Source organism: Streptomyces sp. NPDC051567, from assembly GCF_044454165.1.
GTDB lineage: Bacteria > Actinomycetota > Actinomycetes > Streptomycetales > Streptomycetaceae > Streptomyces.
On record NZ_JBITDK010000015.1, the window covers coordinates 78671 to 104365 of the forward strand.

Sequence of the window (25695 nt, forward strand, 5' to 3'; positions counted from 1 at the left end):
CCCCGAGCGGAACATTAGACTCGACAGACCAGCAAGCAACTGCAAGGAGGCACGGGTGCTGCTGACCCGCATCAAGGGACCGCGCGATCTGGACCGGCTCAGCCAGGAGGAGCTCGACCAGCTCGCCGCCGAGATCAGGTCCTTCCTCGTCGACGCCGTCTCCAAGACCGGCGGGCACCTCGGCCCCAACCTCGGGGTGGTCGAACTGACCATCGCCCTGCACCGGGTCTTCGACTCGCCCAAGGACAAGGTCCTCTTCGACACCGGTCACCAGGCGTACGTCCACAAGCTGCTCACGGGCCGCCAGGACTTCGGGAACCTGCGCACCAAGGGCGGCCTCTCCGGCTACCCCTCGCGCGCCGAGTCCGAGCACGACGTGATCGAGAACTCGCACGCCTCCACCGTGCTGGGCTGGGCCGACGGCTTCGCCAAGGCCAACGAGGTGCTCGGCCGCGAGGACCACCACGTGGCCGCCGTCATCGGCGACGGCGCGCTCACCGGAGGCATGGCCTGGGAGGCGCTGAACAACATCGCCGCCGCCAAGGACCGCCCGCTGGTGATCGTCGTCAACGACAACGAGCGCTCCTACGGCCCCACCATCGGCGGCCTCGCGAACCACCTGGCCACCCTGCGCACCACGGACGGCTACGAGCGCTTCCTGGCCCGCGGCAAGGACCTCCTGGAGCGCACCCCGGTCGTCGGGAAGCCGCTCTACGAGACCCTGCACGGCGCCAAGAAGGGGCTCAAGGACTTCATCGCCCCGCAGGGCATGTTCGAGGACCTGGGCCTGAAGTACATCGGGCCCATCGACGGCCACGACATCGAGGCCCTGGAGTCGGCCCTCCAGCGCGCCAAGCGCTTCAGCGGCCCGGTCATCGTCCACTGCCTCACCCAGAAGGGCCGGGGCTACGAACCGGCCGTCCAGGACGAGGCGGATCGTTTCCACGCGGTCGGCGTGATCCACCCGGACACCGGTCTGCCGGTCAAGACCGCCGCCGCCAGCTGGACCTCCGTCTTCGCCGACGAGATGGTCAAGCTGGGCAAGGACCGCCCGGACGTCGTCGCGATCACCGCGGCCATGCTCCAGCCGGTCGGCCTGAAGAAGTTCGCGGACGCCTACCCGGACCGCATCTTCGACGTGGGCATCGCCGAGCAGCACGGCGCCACCTCGGCGGCGGGCCTGGCCAGCGGCGGGGTCCACCCGGTCTTCGCCGTCTACGCCACCTTCCTCAACCGCGCCTTCGACCAGGTCCTGATGGACGTGGCCCTGCACAAGTGCGGGGTCACCTTCGTCCTGGACCGGGCCGGGGTCACGGGTGACGACGGCGCCTCCCACAACGGCATGTGGGACATGTCCATCCTCCAGGTCGTCCCCGGCCTGCGGCTGGCCGCCCCGCGCGACGCCGAGCAGCTGCGCGCGCAGCTGCGCGAGGCCGTCGCCGTCGAGGACGCCCCGACCGTCGTGCGCTACTCCAAGGGCGTCGTGGGGCCCGCGGTCCCGGCCGTCGGCAGGATCGGCGGCATGGACGTGCTGCGCACCCCGGGGCCCGAGGTCGTCCGGCCGGACGTACTGATCGTCTCGGTCGGTGCGCTCGCCCCGATGTGCCTGGAGGTCGCCACGCTCCTCGACAAGCAGGGCATCTCCTCCACCGTGGTCGACCCCCGCTGGGTCAAGCCGGTGGACGAGGCGCTGGCCCCGCTCGCCGACCGCCACCGGGTCGTCGTCACCGTCGAGGACAACGGCCGCACCGGCGGGGTCGGCTCCGCCGTCTCCCAGGCGCTGCGGGACGCGGGGGTCGACGTACCGCTGCGCGACTTCGGCATCCCCCAGCGCTTCCTCGACCACGCCTCCCGCAAGGAGGTCATGGCCGAGATCGGGCTGACCGCGCCGGACATCGCCCGCCAGGTCACCGGTCTGGTGGCCAAGCTCGACGGGCGCTACGACAGCGAACCGGCCGCCGCCGTCGACTGACCGGTGTGCCGGTCGCACGTCACGTGATCACCGTGCGGTTGCACGTCACGGGCCGGGAGGTTCACCCTTGGGGGGTGGGCCTCCCGGCCCGTTTTCACGTGCGTCACCTGTTCGGAGGTGCGTCGGTGAGCAAGGACCTGAACAGTCCCTTCCGCACCAAGTCCGTGGAACAGTCCATCCGTGACACCCAGGAGCCGGAGCACGCGCTGCGCAAGTCGCTCTCCGCCTGGGACCTCACCGTCTTCGGTGTCGGTGTCATCATCGGCACCGGCATCTTCGTCCTCACCGGCAAGGTCGCCAAGGAGAACGCCGGTCCCGCGACCGCCCTGGCCTTCGTGGTGGCCGGCATCGTCTGCGCGCTCGCCGCCCTCTGCTACGCGGAGTTCGCCTCGACCGTCCCCGTCGCCGGTTCGGCGTACACCTTCTCCTACGCCTCGATCGGCGAGCTGCCCGCCTGGATCATCGGCTGGGACCTGGTGCTGGAGTTCGCGCTCGGCACCGCGGTCGTCGCCGTCGGCTGGTCCGGCTACGTACAGTCGCTGATGGACAACGCGGGCCTCCATCTGCCGCCCTGGCTCCAGGGGCCCGACATGCCCGGCGGCACCTTCGACCTGCTCGCCTTCCTGCTGGTCCTGGCGCTCACCGCGGTCCTGGTCGTCGGCGTGAAGCTGTCGGCCCGGATCACCTCGGTCGTCGTCGCGATCAAGGTCGCGGTGGTGCTCATCGTGATCTTCGCGGGTGTCTTCTTCATCAAGGGCAGCAACTACCGGCCCTTCATCCCCCCGGCGCAGCCCCGGCCGAGCGGCTCCGGACTGACCGAGCCGCTGATCCAGGTGCTGTCCGGCTACACGCCCACCGACTTCGGTGTCATGGGCATCTTCACCGCGGCCTCCGTCGTCTTCTTCGCCTTCATCGGCTTCGACGTCGTCGCCACCGCCGCCGAGGAGACCAAGCTCCCGCAACGGGACATGCCGCGCGGCATCCTGGGCTCCCTGGTGATCTGCACCGTGCTGTACGTCGCCGTCTCGCTCGTCGTCACCGGGATGCAGCACTACTCGGACCTCTCGGTCAGCGCCCCGCTGGCCGACGCCTTCAAGGCCGCCGGGCACCCGGTCTACGCCGGCATCATCAGCTTCGGCGCGACCGTGGGCCTCATCACGGTCTGCATGATCCTGCTGCTGGGCCAGACCCGGGTGTTCTTCGCGATGAGCCGCGACGGCCTGCTGCCCCGCTTCTTCTCGCGGACCCACCCGAAGTACCGCACCCCCTACCGGCCGACGATCCTGCTCGGCGTGGTCATCGCGGTCGTCGCCGGGTTCACCAGCCTCAGCGAACTCGCGACCCTGGTGAACATCGGCACCCTCTTCGCCTTCGTGGTCGTGGCCCTCGGCGTGATGATCCTGCGCCGCACCCGCCCCGACCTGCCCCGGGCCTTCCGCACCCCGCTGGTGCCCCTGGTCCCGATCGCCTCGATCGCCGCCTCGGTCTGGCTGATGCTCAACCTGCCGGCCGAGACCTGGCTGCGGTTCGCGATCTGGATGGCGATCGGCGCCGTCGTCTACTTCCTCTACGGGTACCGCCACAGCCGGCTGCACCCGGCCCGGGACACGGGCGGGAAGCCGGGCGGGGAAGGGCGGTAGGTGTCCCGCCGTTCAGCCGGCCTTGGCGGGGGAGTCCTTCGCCGAGGCCGGGATCTTCCGGTCCGTCCGCAGGGCCTCCCACAACTGGTCCGCCTGCGGCTGCGCGACGACGACCCGGTTGCGGTCGACCTTGTCGTAGGCCACCGGGAGCATGACCGTCTCCATGGTGGCAGGGTCCACGCCCTGCATGGACCGCGCGAACTCCGACAGGGCGCTCAGCGAGGCGAGGTCGGAGTCGGTGGTCAGCGCCTTGGTGCCGGCGTCGGCCAGCCGGTAGAGGCGGGCCGGGTTGCCCAGGACGTCCTGCTTCTTGATCTCGGACAGCATGGCCATCAGGAACTGCTGTTGGAGCCCTATCCGCCCCAGGTCGCTGCCGTCCCCGTAGCCGTAGCGGGTACGGACGAACGTGAGCGCGTCGGTGCCGTCCAGCCGGTGCGTGCCCGCGTCGAGCCTGAGACCGCCCTTGGCCCCGGTCATCGGCTTGTCCAGGGTGACGGTGACCCCGCCGAGCGCGTCCACCAGGCCCTTGAAACCGGCGAAGTCCACCTCGACGAAGTGGTCCACCCGGATTCCGGACAGCAGTTCCACCGTCTTGACCACACAGGCCGGACCGGCCAGCGTGTAGACGGAGTTGAACATGACCCGCTGCGCGGACGGCACGGACCGTCCCTCGCCGTCCTTGCACTCGGGCCGGGTGATCAGGGTGTCGCGCGGGATGCTCACCGCGGTCGCCCTGGCCCGGCCCTCAGGTATGTGCACCAGCATCGCGGTGTCCGAGCGGGCCCCGCCGACGTCGCCGTGGTCCAGCTCGGCGTTGGCCCCGGCCCGCGAGTCGGAGCCGAGCACCAGGATGTTCCGCGCGAGGGGGGCCACCTTGGGCGGCCTGCTGTCGGCCTCGATCGCCTGGTCCAGGTCCACGCTGTCGATGTTGCCGTCGAGGTGGCTGTAGGTCCACCAGCCCGCTCCGGCCGTGCCCAGGATCACCACGGCGGCCAGCAGCAGGACGATCCGCAGAAGGCGGCGCCGCCGCCGGGGCCGCGTGAGCTTGTCCGTCATGGGGGTGAATCTTAGACAGATTTTCGAATGGCCGAAGCCCGCCCCCCGGAAGGGAACGGGCTCCGGCTCGGAAAACTTCCGCGGAAGCGGAGTTACGCCGGGACGCTCGCCACACCGGGGGCCAGGAACCGCTTGCCGTTCACCCGCTCCGAGACGCCCTCACGGTCCAGGTACGGGGTGACACCGCCCAGGTGGAAGGGCCAGCCGGCGCCCGTGATGAGGCAGAGGTCGATGTCCTGGGCCTCGGCCACGACACCCTCCTCCAGCATCAGGCCGATCTCCTGCGCCACCGCGCCCAGGACGCGGTCGCGCACCTGCTCCTCGGTCAGCACCACGTCACCCTGCACCAGCAGCGCGGCGACCTCGGGGTCCAGCTCCGGCTTGAAACCGTTCTCGGCGGAGTAGACGTAGAAGCCGCGCTTGCCCGCCTCGACGACCCGCTTGAGGTTCGGCGAGACGGTGAAGCGCTCCGGGAAGGCGCGGCCCAGGGTCTCGGAGACGTGCAGGCCGATGGCCGGGCCGACGAGCTCCAGCAGGACCAGCGGGGACATCGGCAGACCGAGCGGCTCGACGGCCTTCTCGGCGGTGGCCACCGGGGTGCCCTCGTCGATGACGTTCTGGATCTCGCCCATGAACCGGGTCAGGACGCGGTTCACGACGAACGCCGGGGCGTCCTTGGTGAGGACGGCCGTCTTCCTCAGCTTCCGGGCCACCCCGAAGGCGGTGGCCAGCGCCGCGTCGTCGGTCAGCTCACCGCGGACGATCTCCAGCAGGGGGAGGACCGCGACCGGGTTGAAGAAGTGGAAGCCGACCACGCGCTCCGGGTGCCGGAGCTTGGAGGCCATCTCCGACACCGACAGCGAGGAGGTGTTGGTGGCGAGGATCGCGTGCGCCGGGGCGACCGCCTCGACCTCGGCGAACACCTTCTGCTTGACCGACATCTCCTCGAACACGGCCTCGATGATGAAGTCCGCGTCCGCGAAGCCCTCGGCCTTGTCCAGCACACCGGTCACCAGGGCGGTCAGGCGGTTGGCCTTGTCCTGGTTGATCCGGCCCTTGCCGAGCAGCTTCTGGATCTCGGCGTGGACGTAGCCCACCCCCTTGTCCACGCGCTCCTGGTCGATGTCGGTGAGGACCACCGGCACCTCCAGGCGGCGCAGGAACAGCAGCGCGAGCTGCGAGGCCATCAGGCCCGCGCCGACCACGCCCACCTTGGTGACCGGGCGGGCCAGGTTCTTGTCGGGGGCCCCGGCCGGGCGCTTGGCGCGCTTCTGGACCAGGTTGAAGGCGTAGATGCCCGAGCGCAGCTCGCCGCCCATGATGAGGTCCGCGAGGGCCTTGTCCTCGGCGTCGAAACCGGCCTGGAGGTCGCCGTCCTTGGCCGCCTCGATGATCTCCAGCGCCCGGTAGGCGGCCGGGGCCGCGCCGTGCACCTTGGAGTCCGCGATGGCACGGCCCCTGGCGACGGCCGCGTCCCAGCCCTCGCCGCGGTCGATCCCGGCCCGTACGACCTCGGTCCCGCCGGTCAGGACCTTCGCGGTCCACAGGAGCGACTGCTCCAGGAAGTCGGCCCCCTCGAACAGGGCGTCCGCGATGCCCAGCTCGAAGACCTGCTCGCCGCGCAGCTGCCGGTTCTGGTTCAGCGAGTTCTCGATGATCACCGAGACCGCGCGGTCCGCGCCGATCAGGTTCGGCAGCAGGGCGCAGCCGCCCCAGCCCGGTACCAGGCCGAGGAAGACCTCGGGCAGCGAGAAGGCCGGGATGGCCTTCGAGACGGTGCGGTAGGTGCAGTGCAGACCGACCTCGACACCGCCGCCCATCGCCGCGCCGTTGTAGTACGCGAAGGTGGGGACGGCCAGCGCCGAGAGGCGCTTGAAGACGTCGTGGCCGCCCTTGCCGATGGCCAGTGCCTCGTCGTGGCTCTTCAGCAGCTCGACGCCCTTGAGGTCGGCGCCGACCGCGAAGATGAACGGCTTGCCGGTGATGCCCACGCCGACGAGCGAGCCCTCGGCGGCCTCCTGCTCGACCTGGTCGATCGCCGCGTTCAGGTTGGCGAGGGACTGCGGGCCGAAGGTGGTCGGCTTGGTGTGGTCCAGGCCGTTGTCCAGCGTGATGAGCGCGAAGCGCCCGGCGGCGGGCAGGTCCAGGTGACGGACGTGCGCGGAGGTGACGACCTCGCCCGGGAACAGCGCGGCGGCGCCCTTCAGGAGTTCAGCGGTGGTGCTCACTCGGACTCTCCCTCGGCGGTCGTGAAGTGCGGGTTCTCCCAGATGACCGTGGCGCCCATGCCGAAGCCGACGCACATGGTGGTCAGTCCGTAGCGGACGTGCGGCTGGTCCTCGAACTGGCGGGCCAGCTGGGTCATCAGGCGTACGCCCGAGGAGGCGAGCGGGTGGCCGAAGGCGATGGCGCCGCCGTACTGGTTGACCCGGGCGTCGTCGTCGGCGATGCCGTAGTGCTCCAGGAAGGCCAGCACCTGCACGGCGAAGGCCTCGTTGATCTCGAAGAGACCGATGTCGTCGATGGTCAGCCCCGCCCGGGCGAGCGCCTTCTCGGTGGCCGGGATCGGGCCGTAGCCCATGACCTCCGGCTCCACACCCGCGAAGGAGTACGCGACCAGGCGCATCTTGACCGGGAGGTTGTTCGCGCGGGCGAACTCCTCGGAGGCGACGATCGCGGCGGTGGCGCCGTCGTTGAGACCGGCGGCGTTGCCCGCGGTGACCCGGCCGTGGGTACGGAAGGGGGTCTTCAGCCCGGCCAGGTTCTCCAGGGTGGTGCCCGGCCGCATCGGCTCGTCGGCGCTGACCAGGCCCCAGCCGGTCTCACCGACCTCCGGGTCGGTGTTGCGCACCGAGACGGGCACCAGGTCCTGCTGGATCTTGCCGTCGGCGTACGCCTTGGCGGCCTTCTCCTGCGAGCGCACGGCGTACGCGTCGGCGCGGAGCCGGGTGATCGCCGGGTAGCGGTCGTGCAGGTTCTCGGCGGTCATGCCCATGAAGAGGGCGGACTCGTCGACCAGCTTCTCGGAGACGAAGCGCGGGTTCGGGTCCACGCCCTCGCCCATGGGGTGACGGCCCATGTGCTCGACCCCGCCCGCGACGGCGACGTCGTACGCGCCGAAGGCCACCCCGCCCGCGACGGCGGTCACGGCGGTGAGCGCGCCGGCGCACATGCGGTCGATGGAGTAGCCCGGGACGGAGTGCGGGAGGCCCGCGAGGATGCCGGCCGTACGGCCCAGCGTCAGGCCCTGGTCGCCGATCTGCGTGGTCGCGGCGATGGCGACCTCGTCGATCTTCGCGGGGTCCAGCTCCGGGTTGCGGCGCAGCAGCTCCCGGATCGCCTTCACGACGAGGTCGTCGGCACGGGTCTCGTGGTAGATGCCCTTCGGGCCCGCCTTGCCGAACGGGGTGCGGACGCCGTCGACGAAGACGACGTCCCTGACGGTACGAGGCACGATGGCTCTCCTCCAGGTGCGGAATGGCACTGCTGCGCGTGGGCGGCGCCGACTGAGCGCGCGCTCACCCCGCACATGCTACTTGCGGGTAACCCATGTGGACACCCCCTCTCCCAACAGCGGCGAAGGTCACATCCGTTCCCGCCCCGGCCCCGGTACGCACGGGAGCCCCCGGCCGACGGCCGGGGGCTCCCGTACAGCGCACGTACAGCGCATGTGTGAGGTCAGGCGGTCGCGGCCAGGGCGGTGACCAGGGCCGGGGTGACCTGTTCGATCTGCCACGGGCGGGCGCCGTGGGCGGCCAGGGCCTCGGCCACCGCGTCCGCGTCGAGCCGCTGCGGCGGCTCCCAGCACAGCCGGCGGACCGTGTCCGGGGCGATCAGGTTCTCCTGGGGCAGGTTCAGCCCCTCCGCCAGCGCCGAGACGGCGGTACGGGCCGCCGACAGCCGGGCCGCGGCGGCCGGGTCCTTGTCGGCCCAGGAACGCGGCGGCGGCGGCCCGGCCTGGGTCGAGCCCGGCTGCGGCAGCTCGTTCTCGGGCAGGGCCCGCGCCCGCTCCACGGCGGCCATCCACTGGTCGAGCTGGCGCCGTCCCATCCGCTGGCCGTAGCCGGGCAGCGCGGAGAGCGCCGCCGCCGTGGCCGGGAGGGCCAGTGCGGCCTCGACGATCGCGGCGTCACCGAGCACCTTGCCGGGCGACACGTCACGCCGCTGGGCGATCCGGTCCCGGGACTCCCACAGCTCCTTGACGACGGCCATCTGCCGGCGCCGGCGCACCTTGTGCATCCCGGACGTACGGCGCCACGGGTCCTTGCGCGGGGGAGCGGGCGGCGCGGCGGCGATGGCGTCGAACTCCTGGTGGGCCCAGTCCAGCTTGCCCTGCCGGTCCAGCTCCTTCTCCAGCGCGTCCCGCAGGTCCACCAGCAGCTCCACGTCCAGCGCGGCGTAGCGCAGCCAGGGCTCGGGGAGCGGACGGGTGGACCAGTCGACGGCGGAGTGGCCCTTCTCCAGCGCGTAGCCGAGCACGCTCTCGACCATCGCGCCGAGCCCGACCCGGGGGAAGCCGGCGAGCCGGCCCGCCAGCTCGGTGTCGAAGAGGGAGGTGGGCACCATGCCTATGTCCCGCAGGCACGGCAGGTCCTGGGTGGCGGCGTGCAGAATCCACTCGGTGCCGGACAGGGCCTCGCCCAGCGTGGAGAGGTCGGGACAGCCCACCGGGTCGATCAGCGCGGAGCCCGCGCCCTCCCGGCGCAGCTGCACCAGGTAGGCGCGCTGGCCGTACCGGTAGCCGGAGGCGCGTTCGGCGTCGACGGCGACGGGCCCGGTACCCGCGGCGAACGCCGCGACCACCCGGGCCAGCGCGTCCGCGTCGGCGACCACCGCGGGGATGCCCTCACGGGGCTCCAGCAAGGGGATCGGCAGCCCATCGGACGGAATAACGACGTCGTCCGGGGGGCCGCCCCCGGTGGTGGTGCGCAGGTCTGCTGCGGTCTCTTGGGCGTCGGTCACCGGTCAAGGGTATCCGTGGATGCGGCGCGCCCGTCGCCGGAACGTTCCGGCGACGGGCGCGAAGGGGAGGTGAGGGGGGAGCGAGGGGAACGCGCGGACGATTCCCCGGGGTTCCCGGGCGTCCGCCCGGGAGGTTCCGGGCGGGATCAGTGGATGATCCCGGTCCGCAGGGCGACGGCGACCATCCCGGCCCGGTCGCCGGTGCCCAGCTTGCGGGCGATCCGGGCGAGGTGGGACTTGACGGTCAGGGCGGACAGGCCCATCGAGACGCCGATGGCCTTGTTGGACTGGCCCTCCGCGACGAGGCGCAGGACCTCGACCTCGCGGCCGGAGAGCTCCCGGTACCCACCCGGGTGGTTCGGGGCGCCCGGGGGGCGGCGGTGCATACGGGCGGCGGCGGCGCCGATGGGGGCCGCGCCGGGACGGTTGGGGAGTCCGATGTTGGTCCGGGTGCCGGTGACGACATAGCCCTTCACCCCGCCCGCGAGGGCGTTGCGTACGGCGCCGATGTCGTCGGCGGCGGAGAGGGCGAGGCCGTTCGGCCAGCCCGCGGCGCGGGTCTCGGAGAGCAGGGTGAGACCGGAGCCGTCCGGCAGGTGGACGTCGGCCACGCAGATGTCGCGCGGGCTGGCGACGCGGGGACGGGCCTCCGCGATGGACGAAGCCTCGATCACGTCACGTACTCCGAGGGCCCACAGATGGCGGGTCACGGTGGAACGGACGCGCGGGTCGGCCACGACGACCATGGCCGTCGGCTTGTTCGGGCGGTAGGCGACCAGGCTTGCGGGCTGCTCGAGAAGAACGGACACCTAGGCCTCCTGGGGGGAGTGGCGGGACGGCCGGCGGGGAGAAGCGAGCCGGTGCGAACCGTGCGGATGGTCACTGACTCCTTCGGCACGTCACCCGCCCGGCTTTAGGGAATGATCACGATTTGGTGAGTAACAATTCGGGCAATTCAGACGAGTGATCGATCATCGAGCGATCAGAAGCCCGCAACGGACGCCCTGTTCTGGCATTCCGTTGCGGGCTCGGTCAGCAGTTCCCCGCTCCCGCGCCTCGCCGTACGCCCCCGCGCCGTGGCCGTGGGGCCGTCCGGCCCCACGGCTACGGGTGGTGCGGACCGCGCCGCTGTGGCAGGGAGACCACACCCGTGCCGGAGTCCGTCGGCCCGGCCGGGGGCAGCCCCGCGATCTGGCACAGCAGCTCGCACCAGGCCGACAGGTGCGCCGAGGTGTCCGGCACCCCGCCGACCCCCTCACGCGGTGTCCACGAGGCCCGGATCTCGATCTGTGTCGCCGGACGCCGCTGTGCGAGCCCGCCGAAGTAGTGCGAGCCCGCCATGGTCACGGTCCCGCTCGCCTCCCCGTACGTGAGCCCGCGCGCGTCCAGGGCCCCCGTCAGCCAGGACCAGCACACCTCCGGCAGGAGCGGGTCCGCGGCCATCTCCGGTTCCAGTTCCGCCCGTACGAGCGTCACCAGCCGGAAGGTACCCTGCCAGGCGTCGTGGCCGGCCGGGTCGTGCAGCAGGATGAGACGGCCGTCGGCGAGGTCGTCCTCCCCGTCCACCACCGCCGCCTCCAGAGCGTAGGCGTGCGGGGCCAGCCGCTGGGGCGGTTTGGTGGGATCGATCTCGATCCCCGGACGCAGCCGCGCCTTCTTCAAGCCGTCGACCGCCCGCCGGAACGGGAGCGGGACGGAGCTCTCCTTCGCGCTGTCCGTACCGTCGGCGCCATCTGAAAATCGTCCCTGAGCCGCAGCCATGCGGGGAAGACTAGGCGGAAGGGGAGCCCGGACGGCGCAGGGACACCCGCGGCGGGCCGCGCACTTCTTCATACGTGCGAAGATTTGGCGCGTGAGCGCCAACGACCTTCCCCTCGACCGAGGCTTCGCCCGAGCCGGGGAGACCCCCTCCACGGGCCAGCCGAGCCAGACGTACGACTCCGCCTTCCTGAAGGCGTGCCGGCGGGAGCCGGTGCCGCACACCCCGGTGTGGTTCATGCGGCAGGCGGGGCGCTCGCTCCCGGAGTACCGCAAGGTGCGCGAGGGGACGCAGATGCTGGAGTCGTGCATGCGACCCGATCTGGTCACCGAGATCACGCTCCAGCCGGTCCGCCGCCACCACGTGGACGCGGCGATCTTCTTCTCGGACATCGTGGTCCCGCTCAAGGCCATCGGCGTCGACCTGGACATCAAGCCGGGCGTCGGCCCGGTCGTCGCCCGGCCGATCCGCCGCCGCGAGGACCTCGCACAGCTGCGCGACCTCACCCCGGACGACGTCCGGTACGTCACCGAGGCGATCGGCATGCTCACGGGCGAGCTGGGCGCCACCCCGCTCATCGGTTTCGCGGGCGCGCCGTTCACCCTGGCGAGCTACCTGGTGGAGGGCGGCCCGTCCAAGAACCACGAGCACACCAAGGCCCTCATGTACGGGGACCCGGAGCTCTGGGCGGACCTGCTGGACCGCCTCGCCGAGATCACCTCCGCCTTCCTGAAGGTCCAGATCGAGGCGGGCGTCTCCGCCGTCCAGCTCTTCGACTCCTGGGTCGGCGCGCTGGCCCCGGCGGACTACCGCCGCTCGGTGATGCCCGCCTCGGTGAAGGTCTTCGACTCCGTCGCCTCCTACGGGGTCCCGCGCATCCACTTCGGCGTGGGCACCGGCGAGCTGCTCGGGCTGATGGGCGAGGCCGGCGCGGACGTCATGGGCGTCGACTGGCGCATCCCGATGGACGAGGCCGTCCGCCGGGTGGGCCCCGGCAAGGCGCTCCAGGGCAACCTGGACCCCGCGGTGCTCTTCTCCACCCCGGAAGCGGTCGCGGCCAAGACGGACGAGGTCCTGGACGCCGCCGCCGGCCTGGAGGGCCACATCTTCAACCTCGGCCACGGCGTCCTCCCGACGACGGACCCCGACGCCCTGACCCGCCTGGTGGAGCACGTCCACACCCGCACCGCGCTCTAGTGCCCGTCCGGTCCGGGGTGCGTGCCGGGCCGGACGGCCCCTGTCACATTCCCGCCGCGCGGACCGCCGTGACCGTCTTGCGGGCCGCCACCAGGACCGGGTCCCACACCGGGGAGAACGGCGGGGCGTAGCCCAGGTCCAGGGAGACGACCTGGTCGACCGTCATGCCCGCCGTGAGGGCGACCGCCGCGACGTCCACCCGCTTCGCCGCGCCCGCCCCGCCCACGATCTGGACGCCGAGCAGGCGCCCCGTCCGCCGCTCGGCCAGCATCTTCACCGTCATCCCGGTCGCGCCCGGGTAGTAGTCGGCCGTGCCGGTCGACTCGATCGTCGCCGTCACGAAGCGCAGCCCGGCCGCGCGCGCGTCCCGTTCGCGCAGCCCCGTCCGGGCGATCTCCAGGTCGCAGACCTTGCTCACCGCCGTGCCGACCACCCCGGGGAAGGTCGCGTAGCCGCCGCCCACGTTCGAGCCGATGACCTGGCCGTGCTTGTTGGCGTGGGTGCCCAGCGGGATGTGGCGGGTGCGGCCCGCGACCAGGTCCAGCACCTCCACGCAGTCGCCGCCCGACCAGACGTCCTCCTGGCCGCGGACCCGCATCGAGAGGTCCGTGAGCAGACCGCCCGAGCTGCCCAGCGGGAGCCCCGCCGCGCGGGCCAGGGCCGTACGGGGCTCCACGCCGATGCCGAGGACGACCATGTCCGCCGGGTGCTCCGCGCCCGCCGCCGTCACCACCGCGCGGGCCCGGCCCTCCGTATCGGTCAGGATCTCCGTCACCTCGGCGCGGGCCACCGTACGGATGCCCATGCCGTTCATCGCGGTGTGCACCAGGGCGCCCATGTCCGGGTCGAGCGTGGACATCGGCTGCTCGCCCCGGTGCAGGACGGTGACCTCGAAGCCGCGCCGGACCAGCGCCTCCGCCATCTCCACCCCGATGTAGCCCGCGCCGACCACGACCGCCCGGCGGCCCCGCGTCCGCTCCAGGTCGTCCCTCAGCCGCTGGCCGTCGTCCAGGGACTGCACGCCGTGGACCCCGTGCGCGCCGATGCCCGGCAGGCGCGGGCGGACCGGGCGGGCGCCCGTCGCCAGGACGAGCTTGTCGTAGCCCGTCCAGGACTCGGACCCGGATTCCAGATCGCGGGCGCGGACCCGGCCGCCCGCGAGGTCCAGCTCCACCACCTCCGTGCGGAGGCGCAGGTCGATCCCGCGCGCCCGGTGCTCCTGCGGGGTCCGGGCGATCAGCTCGTCCCGCCCGGCCACCTGGCCGCCGATCCAGTACGGGATGCCGCACGCCGAGTACGAGGTGAAGTGCCCCCGCTCGAAGACGACGATCTCCAGCTCCCGCGCCCCCTTGAGCCGCCGGGCCTGGGAGGCCGCGGACATCCCGGCCGCGTCCCCGCCGACCACCACCAGTCGCTCCGTCGCCATCCCCCGCACCGTCCTTCGCCGTCGTCGCCGTGTGGGGGCCACGCTACGGGCCGCCCCCGGGAGCGGAGTCCCGTGCCGGCCCCCGTGTCAGTGCCCGGGGTCCGCGTCGGGTGCCTCCTCGGCCGGGGTGGGGGCGGGCGCCGCCCCGGGTGTCGTCGTGGCGGCGGGTCCGGCCGGGGCGGGGGCGGGCCAGGGCTGCCGCGCGGGTACCCGCTTCGGGGCGAGTCCCGTCCTCGGCCGCGCCGGGCGGAGTTTCCGGTGGACCCGGAAACCCGCCATGACCAGCCCGGCCGTCAGCGCGAACGGCAGGACGGCGGCCACCGCCAGGACGAGGTACCGCACCAGGGTCGCGAACACCCTCCAGCCGCCCTCCAGGGCGTCGGCGAAGGCCGGTTCGTCCTTCTCCTCCCGGGCCCCCGGCTCCGAGACCTCCAGCGTGACCGTGCCCATCGATGTCCGGTCCTTCAGCCCGCTCTGCTGGGCCAGCAGCGACTCCAGGTCGGACTGGCGCTTGCTCAGCTCGCCCTCCAGCATCACCACGTCACTCAGCGCCGACGCCTTGCCCATCATCTCCCGCACCCGGGCCACACTGGCCTGCTGCGAGCGGACCCGGCTGTCCACGTCCGTGACCTTCTCCGTCACGTCCTGCGCGTCGACCTTCCGGTTCAGCAGCTTCCCGCCGCCCTCCAGCGCGCCGAGGACGGAGTCGAAGCGCTCACCCGGCACCCGCAGGGTCACCGTCGAGGTCACCCGGCCGTCCCCGTCGCGGTGGGTGGACTCGCCGCTCACATAGCCGCCCGCGCCCTCGACCGCCGTACGGGCCCCGGCGAGGGACTTCTGGACGTCCGCCGTCTCGATGCCGAGCGTCGCCGTGCGGATGACGTGCGTGCGGAGCGCCGCGGACTGTCCCCCGCCCTCGGGGGCCGCCGAGGAGACGGCCGTCGCCCCCGTCCCGCCCGCCCCCGGCTTCCCCGCCTCCGGGCCCTGCCGCGCCGCGTCCTCCCGGGAGTCGGCGACGGCCTCGGCGCTCTTGCGCGCGCCGCTGTCGGAGGCGGCGCCGCAGCCGGTGAGCGCGAGCGCCCCGGCCAGGCAGAGCGCGGCCAGGCCCGCGGCCGTGCGGCCCCGGCCCGCGCGGTTTCTTCGCGTCGTGGCCGTCCGGCTTCGCGTCGTGGTCGTGCGTGCGGTGCGCGTCATCGGTACCCCCGGGGTCGGCTGGTGTCGCCGTTCGACGTCCAGGGTCGGGCCGCAGGTCGCGTCTTCGCGTTCCGCAGCGATCCCGATGCGGTCACGGTCCGGCCTCGGTGACCGGTCTGAGACGATGTGCCCATGCGCGCAGCGGACAGGTGTACGGACCGGCCGGGCCCTCCCGGCCACCTCGGCCACGTCGTCGTCATCGGCGGCGGCATCGCGGGCCTCGCGGCAGCCCACCGGCTGCTCGCCGACGGCGTCCGCGTCACCCTGCTGGAGGCCGGGCCGCGGCTCGGCGGCAAGCTGTACGCCGGTGAGCTGGCCGGCGCCCCCGTCGACCTCGGCGCCGAGTCCGTGCTCGCCCGCCGCCCCGAAGCCCTGGACCTCGCGAAGGCCGTCGGGCTCGGCGACGCCCTCCAGGCCCCCGCCACCGCCACCGCCCACCTGTGGACCCGGGGCGCGCTGCGGCCCATGCCGCGCGGCCACGTCATGGGCGTCCCCGGCGAGCTGGGACCGCTCGCCGCCTCCGGGGTGCTCTCCGCCGAGGGGCTGGCCCGGATCGGGGCCGAGCGCGAGCTGCCGCCCGCCGAACTCGGCGAGGACGTGGCCGTCGGCGCGTACGTCGCCGCCCGGCTGGGCCACGAGGTCGTCGACCGCCTGGTGGAACCGCTGCTGGGCGGGGTCTACGCGGGTAACTCCTACCGTCTCTCGATGCGCGCCGCCGTCCCCCAGCTCTTCGAGGCCGCCCGCACCCACCGCTCCCTGACCGAGGGCGTACGGGAACTGCAGCGCCGGGCGGCGGCGTCGCCCCAGGCCGCCGGGCCCGTCTTCGCGGGCATCGAAGGCGGGGTCGGACGGCTCCCGGAGGCCGTGGCCGACGCCTGCCGCGCGGCCGGCGCCCGGCTGCGCACCGGCACCCCCGCCCGCGGGCTCCTCCGTACGGCCGGAGGCTGGCAGGTGGTGACCGACGACGGCGTGACCGAGGCCGACGGGGTGGTCCTGGCCACCCCGGCCGGGCCCGCCGCCCGGCTGCTGGACGGGCTCGCCCCGGCCGCCGCGGCCGAACTGCGCGCCGTCGAGTACGCCTCGATGGCCCTGGTCACGATGGCTTTCCGCCGCTCCGAACTGCCCGCCCCGGTCGCCGAGGGCGGCGCCAGCGGCTTCCTCGTCCCGCCCGTGGACGGCCGGACCGTGAAGGCGTCCACCTTCTCCAGCAACAAGTGGGCCTGGTCCGGGGCCGACCCCGAGCTCTTCCTGCTGCGCACCTCGGTGGGCCGCCACGGCGACGAACAGGACCTCGGACGGGAGGACGGCGAGCTGGTCGGGCTCTCCCTCACCGACCTCGGCGAGGCCGTGGGCCTGACGGCCCGTCCGGTCGCCACCACCGTCACCCGCTGGGACGGCGGACTGCCGCAGTACCCCGTCGGTCACCTCGGCCGCGTCGCCCGCATCCGTACCGCCGTCGCCGCCCTGCCGGGCCTCGCGGTGTGCGGCGCGCTCTACGACGGCGTGGGCATCCCCGCCTGCGTCGCGAGCGCGGACCGGGCCGCACAGGCCCTGACCGCCGCGTTCGGCACCCCTGGCACAGACCACTGATCAGCACACGGGACAATGGACACATGACCGCACCAGAGAAGATTCCCAACGCGGGGAAGAAGGCGAAGGACCTCAACGAGGTCATCCGCTACACCCTGTGGTCCGTCTTCAAGCTGAAGGACGTGCTCCCGCAGGACCGCGCCGGCTTCGCCGACGAGGTCCAGGAGCTCTTCGACCAGCTGGCAGCCAAGGACATCACCGTCCGCGGCACCTATGACGTCTCCGGCCTGCGCGCCGACGCGGACGTCATGATCTGGTGGCACGCGGAGACGTCGGACGAGCTGCAGAGCGCCTACAACCTCTTCCGCCGCACCCGGCTGGGCCGCGCGCTGGAGCCGGTGTGGTCGAACATGGCCCTGCACCGCCCGGCCGAGTTCAACAAGTCGCACATCCCGGCCTTCCTGGCCGACGAGAACGCCCGCGACTACGTCAGCGTCTACCCCTTCGTGCGCTCCTACGACTGGTACCTGCTGCCCGACGAGGACCGCCGCCGGATGCTCGCCGACCACGGCAAGATGGCCCGTGGTTACCCCGACGTCCGCGCCAACACGGTCGCCTCCTTCTCGCTGGGCGACTACGAGTGGATGCTGGCCTTCGAGGCCGACGAGCTGTACCGCATCGTCGACCTCATGCGTCACCTGCGTGCCTCCGAGGCCCGGATGCACGTCCGTGAGGAGGTGCCCTTCTACACCGGGCGCCGCAAGTCCGTCGCCGACCTGGTGGCCGGGCTCGCCTGATACCTCCCCTGGGGGGAAGGACCGGCGGCGCGCACCCGTGAACGAGGTGTCCCGCCGGTGGATCGGGAGGCCCTGCCCCCGAAACGACGCAGCCGGAGATCCCGCCCGGAAGTTCAGACGACCGGCGGCGGCCGCCCACAGGGCGCCGCTGCCGCCCGGCCGTCCAGCGACACCGGTGCGGGCTCCGGATGCGGCGTGACAGACCACAGCTGACAGGCCACAGATGACGGCTGACGGCGGCGGACGCTCAGGAGCCCCCGCCGCAGCCTCCCCCACCTCCGCAGCCGCCCCCGCAGCTCGATCCGCCCCCGCCGTCGGAGCCGGAGGAGCCCCCGCCGGAGCCGGAGGAACCGCAGCCCGTGCCGTTGCCGCCGCCGCAGCCGGACGAGCCGCCCCCGTCGCTCCCCGCGCACCACACCACCGGCAGGACCACGGCGGAGGCCCCCACCGCCGTGTCCGAGGCCCGGGAACGGGACCGCTCCTGGTGGGCCGCCAGCCGGGTGGAGCGGGCCGCCGAGCCCAGCAGTCCGCGCAGCGGCGGGTCGGGCAGCGCGCGCAGCCCGAAGAGCGCGGTCAGCACGTACGGGTCCGTCGCCGTCGCCTTCGCGTGCTCGGCCCGCAGTACGCGCAGCGCCCGCCGCCCGGCGGGAGTGGTCCGCTTCCGGGCCCGCTTCGCACCGGCCACGCCCACCACGATCCCGGCCAGCAGGACGGGACCCACCAGGACGACGAACGGCGGCCGGGAGCCGTCCTGGCCCGTGTACAGGACGAAGGTGACCGGGACGGACACCAGCGTCAGCACCGCGCAGACCACCGCCTGGACGATCCCCCAGCGCCGCCAGGTCCGGGTGGAGCCGGAGGTGGAGACCAGCCCGCGCTCCGCCAGCGCGTCCCCGAGGCGCTGGACGGCGGGGTCGCGCATCGCGGCGTACCGCACCTGGTACAGCCAGCCGGACGGTACCGCCCGGCAGGCGCGGAACACGGCCTCCTCGACGGCGTTCCCCGGCTGCGCCCCGGTCCCCGGCTGGATGATCCCGGGGCCGCCGCCGACCAGCCGGCCGTCCTGGAGGAGCGAGACGAGCGTGGCCTCCACCACCGTGCCGGGGCCGCCCACGAGGAACGCGGCGTCGGTCAGGTCGCGCACGCGCGGCGCCGGGACCGGCACGGGGGGCCGCGACCGGCGCAGGCCGTGCAGGAGCACGGCACTGGAGAGGAGCACGGCGGTCCAGACCGCCACGACCAGGATGTTCATGCCGCCCTCCCCGTGAGCGTCCGCGCCCAGCGCACGATCCGGCGCGACGGTCGGTCCCCCGACCGCTCCTGCCACCAGGCGGTGAGCCGGCGGTGTGCGGCCCGGTCCGCCGGAAGCTCCCGGATCAGCAGGTGCCCGGCGAAGTCCAGCGCGTCCCGCCGGTACCCGTCCGTCATCGGGCGGTGGCGGGCGTAGGCGAGGAACGCCTCGCGGTAGGCGTCGGCGCCGCCCAGGATCGAGGGCAGCTCGGGCGCCACCTTCGCCACGACATCGGCCCGCTTGGCCGCCAGCGCGCGGGCCTGCACCCGTATCCGCTGCCGGTCGAAGCCCTCGGGCACCGGGGTCCCGGCCACCAGCGCCGACAGCAGCGCCGCCTGCCGCAGCCCGATCCGCGTCCGCGTGGCCTCGTCGGCACCGGCCGTCCCGCATGTCCCGGCCGGGGCGGGGCTCGCGGGGGCCGGGGCCGGGACATGCGGGACGGCCGGTGCCACCACGGCCCGGATGCGGGCCAGTTCGTCCGCGAGCTGCGGCTCCGGCGGGAAGTCGTCGTCCCGCTCCAGCAGGACGCCCGGCGGTGCCACCCGCGCGCGCAGCCCGGCCAGGATGTCGAGGACCACCGGAGGGACGGGGTGCGCGTGGGTGTCGTGCCAGACGCCGGCCCGCTCGATGCCGCCCGCCACGTGCACGTACGCCAGTGCCTCCAGCGGGACCGCGTCCAGCACGGCGGCCGGGTCCTCGCCCCGGTTGACCCGGTTGGTGTGCAGGTTGGCCACGTCGAGGAGGAGCCGGACACCGGTCCGCTCGACCAGCTCCGTCAGGAACTGCCCCTCCGTCATCTCCTCGCCGGGCCAGGAGATCAGCGCCGCGATGTTCTCCAGCGCCAGCGGCACCGGCAGCGCGTCCTGGGCGATCCGCACGTTCTCGCAGAGCACGTCCAGCGCGTCCCGCGTCCGTGGCACCGGCAGCAGGTGCCCGGCCTCCAGCACGGGCGAGGAGGTCCGTACGAAGGCGATGTGCTCGGTGACGAGCGGCGCCCCCAGCGCCACCGCCCGCTCGCCGAGCGCCGCCAGTTTCGCCGGATCGGGCCGGTCCGCGCCGCCGAGGCCCAGCGAGACCCCGTGCGGCACCACGCGGACGCCGCGCTCGCGCAGCCGCAGCAGCGACGCGGGCAGGTGCCCCGGGCAGACGTTCTCGGCCACCACCTCGACCCAGTCCAGCCCCGGCAGCCGCTCGACCGCGTCCGCGATCTCCGGCCGCCATCCGATGCCCAGCCCCAGGTGTTCCATGGGTTTCATGTGCCCTCGCCCCCCTCGCGTCAGACCGTTTCCGATGTCATGACCGCGACGGAGCCCGGCCAACCACGGAAGGGGACGTTCAGAGCGACATTTGAGGTTCCCGGACCCGGAGGGCCGTACTCAGAGCCGGGCGCGCAGCGCCGGATGGTCGGCGACCACCGTGCAGGAGCCCGGCGCGATCTCCGTGAACCCGGCGTCCCGGACCACCGGCAGCCCGCTCCCGCTCAGCTCCGCCCACCGCCCGGGGGCGGCCGTCCGCACGGCCAGCGGGAAACCGCGCTCCCGCCACGCGGCCCGCTCCGGGCCGGTCAGCTCCCACCAGGCGAGCTGGGCCGCGTGCCCGGCCTGGGCCATCGCCTTGCCCGCCGACATGTCCAGGCCGGGGTTGAGCCAGAGCACGGGCAGGCCCGGGGCCGCCAGGGCAGCCGGGTCGACGGGTTGCGGGTCGTCCAGGTCGGTGCCCGACACCTGGAGCTTGACGAGCTCCTTGGGCCAGCCGTCGAGCGGCACCGGGGGGAAGACCCGGACCTCGGCCGTGTCCCCGTCGACGGTGATGCCCGGCAGGGTCTGGGCCTTGCGCCACTCCGCCCCGCGCGCCCGCCGGACCACCTTGCGGATGCGGGCGTCCTGCCAGTCGCGGACCGCCTCGGCCCACTCGCCGCCGCCCCGCGCCCGCTCGTCCGCCAGCAGCACCAGCACCGCGCGGGCCGCCGTCTCCAGCGCGTCCGTCCGCGTCGGCGGCCCGGTCTTCTCGATCCGCACCACCAGCGGCAGGACGAACTGCGGGGCCTCGTCGTGCGCGGCGCCCCGCTCCCCGGACGGGGTCGGCGAAGGGGCCTCGTAAGGGCTCTGGGCATGCTCGGTGCTCATCCGCAGAGTCTGTCAGCCTCCGCCTTCAGGATGATGCCCCGGGTGGGCGCCCCGGGTGAGGATCGAAGGCATGAAGAGCGACCTTTTCGCATCCGAGAACCTGGCCCAGGCCGCCACCGCCCCCGGTATGACCTTGCAGAACTCCAAATCGGTGAAGTACACCGTCGACGGCGAGATGCTGGCCCGCCAGGGCTCGATGATCGCCTTCCGCGGCGACCTCCGGTTCGAGCGCAAGGGGCAGGGCATCGGCGGCCTGCTCAAGCGCGCCGTCACCGGGGAGGGCCTGGCGCTCATGTCGGTGCGCGGCAAGGGCGAGGCCTGGTTCGCGCACGAGGCCGGCAAGTGTTTCATCATCGACTTCGAGCCGGGTGACGCCCTGACCGTCAACGGCCGCAACGTGCTCTGCTTCGACCCCACCCTCTCCTACGAGATCAAGGTGGTGAAGGGCGCCGGGATGACCGGCGGCGGCCTCTTCAACAGCGTCTTCACCGGCACCGGCAAGCTCGCCGTGGTCTGTGACGGCAGCCCGCTCGTCATCCCGGTCACCCCCCAGGCCCCGGTCTACGTGGACACGGACGCGGTGGTGGGCTGGAGCGCCCAGCTGGAGACCGGCCTGCACCGCTCCCAGTCGGTCGGCTCGATGATCCGCGGCGGCTCGGGCGAGGCCGTCCAGCTGATGCTGCGCGGCGAGGGCTTCGTCATCGTCCGCCCGAGCGAGGTCACCGAGCCGACGGCGTCGAACTGACCCCGGGCCCTACCGGCCCTACCGGCCCTCCGCCCGGGGCGGCCCGGGGCGCGGCGGGGCTGAGTACGCTCGTACGCATGGACCGCGACGAGTCGTACTGCCCCGCCCCCGCGGCGCCCGCCGGGCCGGTGCCGGGGCCGCCCTACGCCGACTGCCCGGAGTGCGGCAGACCCACCGAGTACGGGGTCGCCACCCCGGGTGTGGTGCTGTGCCCGGTGTGCGAGTGGCAGGAGGCCCAGCGCACGGCCTGCTCCGGCTGACGCTCCCGGCCCCCCGGCCTCGGCCCCCGGCCCGGCCGCGCGGGCCGCTCGGGTCGGTCGGTCCGCCGGTCACTTGCCGATCAGCGCGGAGACCTTGACGAAGCGGTAGCCGCGCTTGCGCAGCTCCGGCACGATCTTGCGGACGGCCTCCTCGGTGACGGGGGCCGCGCTGCGCGTGCAGTGCATGACCACCACCGAACCGGGCTTGACCCCGGCGAGCACCTGCTCGGCCACCGCGTCCGGGTCCTTCGCGAAGGCGTCCCCGCTGACCACGTCCCACTGGACGGCCGTGACCTTGGCGGTGGACAGGGCCCGCAGCGCCCGGTCGTCGTAGCAGCCGCCGGGGAAGCGGAAGTAGGGGACGGTGTTGACCGCGCCCGCCTGGCGGAAGGACTCGAAGGCCCGGTCCACATCGGCCCGCGCGGCGGCTCCGTCGAGCGCGGGGAGCCCGTAGCAGGGGGACGTGAAGGCGTGGTGGCTGTACGAGTGGTTGGCGATCTCGAAGTTCGGGTCCGTGCCGATGGCCTTCGCCTGGTCCGGGTACTCCTCGGCCCAGCGGCCCGTCATGAAGACGGTCGAGGGCACCTGGAGGGTGCGCAGGGCGGCGATCAGCCCGGGGTTGTCGAAGCGCTCGCCGCCGGCCGCGCGCGGCCCCTGGTCGGAGGTCATGTCGGCGTCGAAGGTCAGCGCCACCACCTTGTCGCTCTGCTGCCCGGTCCGCTCGAAGACCGGGGTCAGGCCGTTCGGGCCGGGCGCGAGCGTGGCCACCTTGGCCGGGGTGCCCGCCAGGGCGCCGCCGGACGGCGAGGCCGCAGCGGACGGTACGGGGGCGGACGGTACGGGCGTGGCCGCGGCGGGGGCGCCCGTACGGGCCCGGCCGCCGGCCTCGGAGGTGCCGGCGGCGCCCCCGCATCCCGCCAGGGCGGCACTGAGCGCGGCCACGGCCGCGGCTTTGCGTACGGAGACGATCACCTGTGCAACGTATCCGACCCGGTGCCGGGCGGGCGCGTGCGGCGCTCCGGACGGCGCCGGGGGAAGGGGACGCCGTGAGCCGGTCGGCCGGTCCGTCGCACGGTCGGCCGGTCCGGCGCCCCGCGCGGCCGGGCCGGGCGGGGCGTGGTCCGCGGCCTGCGGTCCGCGCCCCGCCCGGGGCCGTGGGCGATCAGACCAGTTCGGCGGTGAGCGTGATCGTCGTGCCCGTCAGGGCCTGGCTGACCGGGCAGTTCTTCTTCGCGTCCTCGGCGGCGGCGGCGAAGCCCTCCGCGTCCAGACCGGGGACCTCCGCGCGCACGGTGAGGTGGATTCCGGTGATGCCCTCACCCGGCTGGAAGGTGACGTCGGCCTTGGTCTCCACCCGGGTGGGCGGGGTGCCCGCACCGGCCAGACCGTGGGAGAGCGCCATCGAGTAGCAGCTGGAGTGGGCGGCGGCGATCAGCTCTTCCGGGCTGGTCTTGCCGTTGGCCTGCTCCGCGCGGGAGGGCCAGGAGACGTCGTAGGAACCGATGCCCGAGGAGTCGAGGGTGACGACGCCGGACCCCTTGAGGAGGTCGCCTTCCCAGACGGTGTGGGAGGTGCGGGTGGTGGCCATGGTGAATCCCTTCGCGGAAAATGGCACAGAAGTGGGAACGGCCGGACCCGTGGAGCCGCCCGGCGCCCCCAAACCTACTGGGCCACCAGGGGCTTCGCGTCGCGTGCCAGCGCGGTGAGCCGTGAGATGGCCCGGAAGTACTTCTTCCGATAGCCGCCGTTGAGCATTTCTTCACTGAAGAGCCGGTCGAAGGGGTCCCCGGAGGCCAGGACCGGTATCTCGCGGTCGTACAGCCGGTCGGCCAGCACCACCAGCCGCAGCGCCGTCGACTGGTCGGGCACCGGGCCGACGCCGGTCAGGCAGACGGCCGAGATCCCGTCGGTCAGCGCGCCGTAGCGGCTCGGGTGGACCCGGGCCAGGTGCTCCAGCAGGGCGGGGAAGGCGTCCAGGCTGGCGCCCGGGGTCGCGTACGCGGCCCGGGTCACCTGCTCGTCGGAGAAGGGGGCCGGGGCCTCGGGCAGTCCCCGGTGGCGGTAGTCCTGGCCGTCGATGCGCAGGGGCCGGAAGTGCGCGGACAGCCCCTGGATCTCGCGCAGGAAGTCGGCGGCGGCGAACCGGCCCTCACCGAGCTTGCCGGGCAGCGTGTTGGAGGTGGCGGCCAGCGCCACGCCCTGCTCGACCAGGCGGCTGAGGAGGCTGGAGACCAGGACGGTGTCGCCCGGGTCGTCCAGCTCGAACTCGTCGATGCACAGCAGCCGGTGGCCGCCGAGCGTGCGCACGGTCTGCTGGAAGCCGAGCGCGCCGACCAGGTTGGTCAGCTCCACGAAGGTGCCGAACGCCTTGAGCGCGGGTTCGGCCGGGGTGGCGTGCCAGAGCGAGGCGAGCAGGTGGGTCTTGCCGACGCCGTAGCCGCCGTCGAGGTAGACCCCGCGCGGGCCCGTGGGCGCCGCCTTGCGGGGGCCCTTCCCGAACAGGCGTCCGCCCGTCGTCCGCCACCAGCCCTCCGCCGGGGCACCGGGGGCCCCGGCCCGGCCGACGCCGCTGGCGTGCGCCCCGCCGAGCCCGGCGGCGAAGCCGCTCAGCACGGTGACGGCCTCGCTCTGGCTGGACTGCGCCGGGTCCGGCACGTACGTGTCGAAGCGCACCGAGTCGAAGCGCGGCGGCGGCACCATCTCGGCCACCAGCCGTTCGGCGGGCACCCGGGGTTCGCGGGCGCACAGGGCCCGCGGTCCGGCGTCGGCGGTCGAAGGACGCCCGGCGGCGGGATCTGGGGCGGGGAGTGATGTTGACACAGCCCTTCACTCTACGGGCCGTGGCAGACTGCACCGATGCGACGCCTGTTCCCTGTGACCGATCAGACATCAGCCTCCCCGGGCTCCTCGGGCTCCCCGGGTTTCCCGCAGGACGCGGCCGACCGGGAGTGGTCGCTGGACGAACTCGCGGACGCCTACGCCTACCCCCCGCTCGACGGGGAACCGGGCGGGCCGGGCGGTCACTGGCTGCGCGCCAACATGGTCTCCAGCCTGGACGGGGCCGCGCAGCACGAGGGACGTTCGCAGCCCCTCTCCGGTGAGAGCGACATGCGGATCTTCGGCACCCTGCGGGCGCTGGCCGATGTGGTGGTCGTCGGTGCGGAAACGGTTCGCCAGGAGGGGTACCGCCCCGCGCGCGCCCGGGAGGCGTTCGCGGCCCGCCGCGAGGCCGCCGGGCAGGGCCCCGCCCCCGCCGTCGCGGTCGTCACCGCCGGGCTGGACCTGGACTTCTCGCTGCCGCTGTTCACCTCCCCGCTGGTGGCGACCCTGGTGGTCACCGGCGCCGCCGCGCCCGCCGACCGGGTGGCCGAGGCCGTCCGGGCCGGGGCCCGGGTCGTGGTGGCGGGCGACGGCGCGGCCGTGGACCCGGCCCGGGTGGTCCGGGAGCTCGCCGGGCGGGGGCTGCGCCGCCAGCTCACCGAGGGCGGGCCCCGGCTGCTGGGCCAGTTCGTGGCCGCCGACGTGCTCGACGAGCTGTGCCTGACCATCGCCCCGGTGCTCACCGCGGGCGACGCCCAGCGGATCTCCGGCGGCCCCTCCGTCGCGGTGCCCCACCGGCTCGCACCCGCCTGCGTACTGGAAGAGGCCGGGTTCCTGTTCACGAGCTACCGTCGGATCTGACAACGGGCGGAATTCGTCGTTCCGCTTAGCTTCCGCTGGGCACATATACCTGCGCAGGC

General features: G+C 73.5%; 22 protein-coding genes. 8 read left to right on the forward strand and 14 right to left on the reverse strand.

Annotated features, from left to right (window positions below):
* Positions 1–55: 55 nt before the first annotated feature.
* Positions 56–1972 (forward strand): 1-deoxy-D-xylulose-5-phosphate synthase, encoded by a 1917-nt coding sequence (gene dxs, locus ACIA5F_RS18350; RefSeq protein WP_399354095.1) that lies wholly within the window; start codon positions 56–58, stop codon positions 1970–1972.
* 125 nt (positions 1973–2097) lie between these two features.
* Complete coding sequence (locus ACIA5F_RS18355; RefSeq protein ID WP_399354097.1) at positions 2098–3612, forward strand: amino acid permease; 1515 nt, start codon at positions 2098–2100, stop codon at positions 3610–3612.
* Between the two features lie 12 nt (positions 3613–3624).
* Here the strand turns inward: ACIA5F_RS18355 and ACIA5F_RS18360 are convergent, their stop codons facing one another.
* The 6 genes from ACIA5F_RS18360 to ACIA5F_RS18385 all read right to left on the reverse strand — a co-directional run bounded on the left by ACIA5F_RS18360 (position 3625) and on the right by ACIA5F_RS18385 (position 11391).
* Complete coding sequence (locus tag ACIA5F_RS18360) at positions 3625–4668, reverse strand: LCP family protein (protein ID WP_399354099.1); 1044 nt, start codon at positions 4666–4668, stop codon at positions 3625–3627.
* 92 nt (positions 4669–4760) lie between these two features.
* Positions 4761–6896, reverse strand: a complete 2136-nt coding sequence (locus tag ACIA5F_RS18365; protein WP_399354100.1) for a 3-hydroxyacyl-CoA dehydrogenase NAD-binding domain-containing protein — start codon at positions 6894–6896, stop codon at positions 4761–4763.
* Positions 6893–8122 (reverse strand): thiolase family protein, encoded by a 1230-nt coding sequence (locus ACIA5F_RS18370; RefSeq protein ID WP_399354102.1) that lies wholly within the window; start codon positions 8120–8122, stop codon positions 6893–6895. Before ACIA5F_RS18370 ends, ACIA5F_RS18365 begins: the two co-directional genes overlap by 4 nt.
* Before the next feature lie 224 nt (positions 8123–8346).
* Positions 8347–9630: an HRDC domain-containing protein gene (locus ACIA5F_RS18375; RefSeq protein ID WP_399354104.1), complete on the reverse strand. Its 1284-nt coding sequence runs from the start codon at positions 9628–9630 to the stop codon at positions 8347–8349.
* A 146-nt stretch (positions 9631–9776) separates the two neighbouring features.
* On the reverse strand, positions 9777–10439 hold the full coding sequence (locus ACIA5F_RS18380; protein ID WP_399354106.1) for a LuxR C-terminal-related transcriptional regulator: 663 nt from the start codon (positions 10437–10439) through the stop codon (positions 9777–9779).
* A 295-nt stretch (positions 10440–10734) separates the two neighbouring features.
* Positions 10735–11391: a DUF3000 domain-containing protein gene (locus ACIA5F_RS18385; RefSeq protein ID WP_399354108.1), complete on the reverse strand. Its 657-nt coding sequence runs from the start codon at positions 11389–11391 to the stop codon at positions 10735–10737.
* A gap of 91 nt (positions 11392–11482) precedes the next feature.
* On the opposite strand from ACIA5F_RS18385, the gene hemE reads away from it, so the two are divergent.
* Positions 11483–12586 carry a uroporphyrinogen decarboxylase gene (gene hemE / locus ACIA5F_RS18390; RefSeq protein ID WP_399354110.1) on the forward strand — a complete coding sequence of 368 codons (1104 nt, stop codon included), beginning with the start codon at positions 11483–11485 and terminating at the stop codon, positions 12584–12586.
* A gap of 43 nt (positions 12587–12629) precedes the next feature.
* Here hemE and ACIA5F_RS18395 read toward each other — a convergent pair whose 3' ends face one another.
* Together ACIA5F_RS18395 and ACIA5F_RS18400 are read right to left on the reverse strand one after the other, a co-directional pair.
* Positions 12630–14012, reverse strand: a complete 1383-nt coding sequence (locus ACIA5F_RS18395; protein WP_399354112.1) for an FAD-dependent oxidoreductase — start codon at positions 14010–14012, stop codon at positions 12630–12632.
* A gap of 87 nt (positions 14013–14099) precedes the next feature.
* Entirely contained in the window at positions 14100–15206 is a 1107-nt protein-coding gene (locus ACIA5F_RS18400; RefSeq protein ID WP_399354114.1) for a DUF4349 domain-containing protein, read from the reverse strand.
* 132 nt (positions 15207–15338) lie between these two features.
* Between ACIA5F_RS18400 and hemG the strand changes: the two genes are divergently transcribed.
* On the forward strand, positions 15339–16796 hold the full coding sequence (gene hemG, locus ACIA5F_RS18405; protein WP_399354116.1) for a protoporphyrinogen oxidase: 1458 nt from the start codon (positions 15339–15341) through the stop codon (positions 16794–16796).
* Between the two features lie 23 nt (positions 16797–16819).
* Complete coding sequence (gene hemQ, locus ACIA5F_RS18410; RefSeq protein ID WP_399354118.1) at positions 16820–17533, forward strand: hydrogen peroxide-dependent heme synthase; 714 nt, start codon at positions 16820–16822, stop codon at positions 17531–17533.
* A 247-nt stretch (positions 17534–17780) separates the two neighbouring features.
* Here hemQ and ACIA5F_RS18415 read toward each other — a convergent pair whose 3' ends face one another.
* The 3 genes from ACIA5F_RS18415 to ACIA5F_RS18425 all read right to left on the reverse strand — a co-directional run bounded on the left by ACIA5F_RS18415 (position 17781) and on the right by ACIA5F_RS18425 (position 20950).
* The gene (locus ACIA5F_RS18415) at positions 17781–18785 is read right to left on the reverse strand and encodes a TIGR04222 domain-containing membrane protein (RefSeq protein WP_399354120.1); all 1005 of its coding nucleotides are present in this window, start codon (positions 18783–18785) and stop codon (positions 17781–17783) included.
* Positions 18782–20071, reverse strand: coding sequence for a DUF692 domain-containing protein (locus ACIA5F_RS18420; protein WP_399354229.1), 1290 nt, complete (start codon positions 20069–20071; stop codon positions 18782–18784). Before ACIA5F_RS18420 ends, ACIA5F_RS18415 begins: the two co-directional genes overlap by 4 nt.
* Positions 20072–20200: 129 nt before the next feature.
* Entirely contained in the window at positions 20201–20950 is a 750-nt protein-coding gene (locus ACIA5F_RS18425; protein ID WP_399354122.1) for an aminoacyl-tRNA hydrolase, read from the reverse strand.
* A 70-nt stretch (positions 20951–21020) separates the two neighbouring features.
* On the opposite strand from ACIA5F_RS18425, the gene ACIA5F_RS18430 reads away from it, so the two are divergent.
* Positions 21021–21695 carry an AIM24 family protein gene (locus tag ACIA5F_RS18430; RefSeq protein ID WP_399354124.1) on the forward strand — a complete coding sequence of 225 codons (675 nt, stop codon included), beginning with the start codon at positions 21021–21023 and terminating at the stop codon, positions 21693–21695.
* Between the two features lie 77 nt (positions 21696–21772).
* Positions 21773–21955, forward strand: a complete 183-nt coding sequence (locus tag ACIA5F_RS18435; RefSeq protein WP_399354126.1) for a hypothetical protein — start codon at positions 21773–21775, stop codon at positions 21953–21955.
* Positions 21956–22024: 69 nt separating this feature from the next.
* Here the strand turns inward: ACIA5F_RS18435 and ACIA5F_RS18440 are convergent, their stop codons facing one another.
* From ACIA5F_RS18440 to zapE, 3 genes are all read right to left on the reverse strand, one after another.
* On the reverse strand, positions 22025–22927 hold the full coding sequence (locus ACIA5F_RS18440) for a polysaccharide deacetylase family protein (RefSeq protein WP_399354128.1): 903 nt from the start codon (positions 22925–22927) through the stop codon (positions 22025–22027).
* Positions 22928–23117: 190 nt separating this feature from the next.
* Positions 23118–23543 carry an OsmC family protein gene (locus ACIA5F_RS18445; RefSeq protein WP_399354130.1) on the reverse strand — a complete coding sequence of 142 codons (426 nt, stop codon included), beginning with the start codon at positions 23541–23543 and terminating at the stop codon, positions 23118–23120.
* 74 nt (positions 23544–23617) lie between these two features.
* Complete coding sequence (gene zapE, locus ACIA5F_RS18450; RefSeq protein WP_399354231.1) at positions 23618–24655, reverse strand: cell division protein ZapE; 1038 nt, start codon at positions 24653–24655, stop codon at positions 23618–23620.
* 156 nt (positions 24656–24811) lie between these two features.
* On the opposite strand from zapE, the gene ACIA5F_RS18455 reads away from it, so the two are divergent.
* The gene (locus ACIA5F_RS18455; protein WP_399354132.1) at positions 24812–25636 is read left to right on the forward strand and encodes a pyrimidine reductase family protein; all 825 of its coding nucleotides are present in this window, start codon (positions 24812–24814) and stop codon (positions 25634–25636) included.
* Positions 25637–25695: the final 59 nt, after the last annotated feature.

Bases quoted from the DNA above. Each gene is read 5' to 3' on its own strand.
- ACIA5F_RS18425 (WP_399354122.1), bottom strand. From the start codon at position 20,950: ATGAGCACCGAGCATGCCCAGAGCCCTTACGAGGCCCCTTCGCCGACC.
- ACIA5F_RS18445 (WP_399354130.1), bottom strand. From the start codon at position 23,543: ATGGCCACCACCCGCACCTCCCACACCGTCTGGGAAGGCGACCTCCTC.
- ACIA5F_RS18395 (WP_399354112.1), bottom strand. From the start codon at position 14,012: ATGGCGACGGAGCGACTGGTGGTGGTCGGCGGGGACGCGGCCGGGATG.
- ACIA5F_RS18455 (WP_399354132.1), top strand. From the start codon at position 24,812: ATGCGACGCCTGTTCCCTGTGACCGATCAGACATCAGCCTCCCCGGGC.
- ACIA5F_RS18430 (WP_399354124.1), top strand. From the start codon at position 21,021: ATGAAGAGCGACCTTTTCGCATCCGAGAACCTGGCCCAGGCCGCCACC.
- ACIA5F_RS18360 (WP_399354099.1), bottom strand. From the start codon at position 4,668: ATGACGGACAAGCTCACGCGGCCCCGGCGGCGGCGCCGCCTTCTGCGG.
- ACIA5F_RS18420 (WP_399354229.1), bottom strand. From the start codon at position 20,071: ATGGAACACCTGGGGCTGGGCATCGGATGGCGGCCGGAGATCGCGGAC.
- ACIA5F_RS18435 (WP_399354126.1), top strand. From the start codon at position 21,773: ATGGACCGCGACGAGTCGTACTGCCCCGCCCCCGCGGCGCCCGCCGGG.
- ACIA5F_RS18415 (WP_399354120.1), bottom strand. From the start codon at position 18,785: ATGAACATCCTGGTCGTGGCGGTCTGGACCGCCGTGCTCCTCTCCAGT.
- hemG (WP_399354116.1), top strand. From the start codon at position 15,339: ATGCGCGCAGCGGACAGGTGTACGGACCGGCCGGGCCCTCCCGGCCAC.
- ACIA5F_RS18385 (WP_399354108.1), bottom strand. From the start codon at position 11,391: ATGGCTGCGGCTCAGGGACGATTTTCAGATGGCGCCGACGGTACGGAC.
- ACIA5F_RS18400 (WP_399354114.1), bottom strand. From the start codon at position 15,206: ATGACGCGCACCGCACGCACGACCACGACGCGAAGCCGGACGGCCACG.
- hemQ (WP_399354118.1), top strand. From the start codon at position 16,820: ATGACCGCACCAGAGAAGATTCCCAACGCGGGGAAGAAGGCGAAGGAC.
- zapE (WP_399354231.1), bottom strand. From the start codon at position 24,655: ATGGTGCCGCCGCCGCGCTTCGACTCGGTGCGCTTCGACACGTACGTG.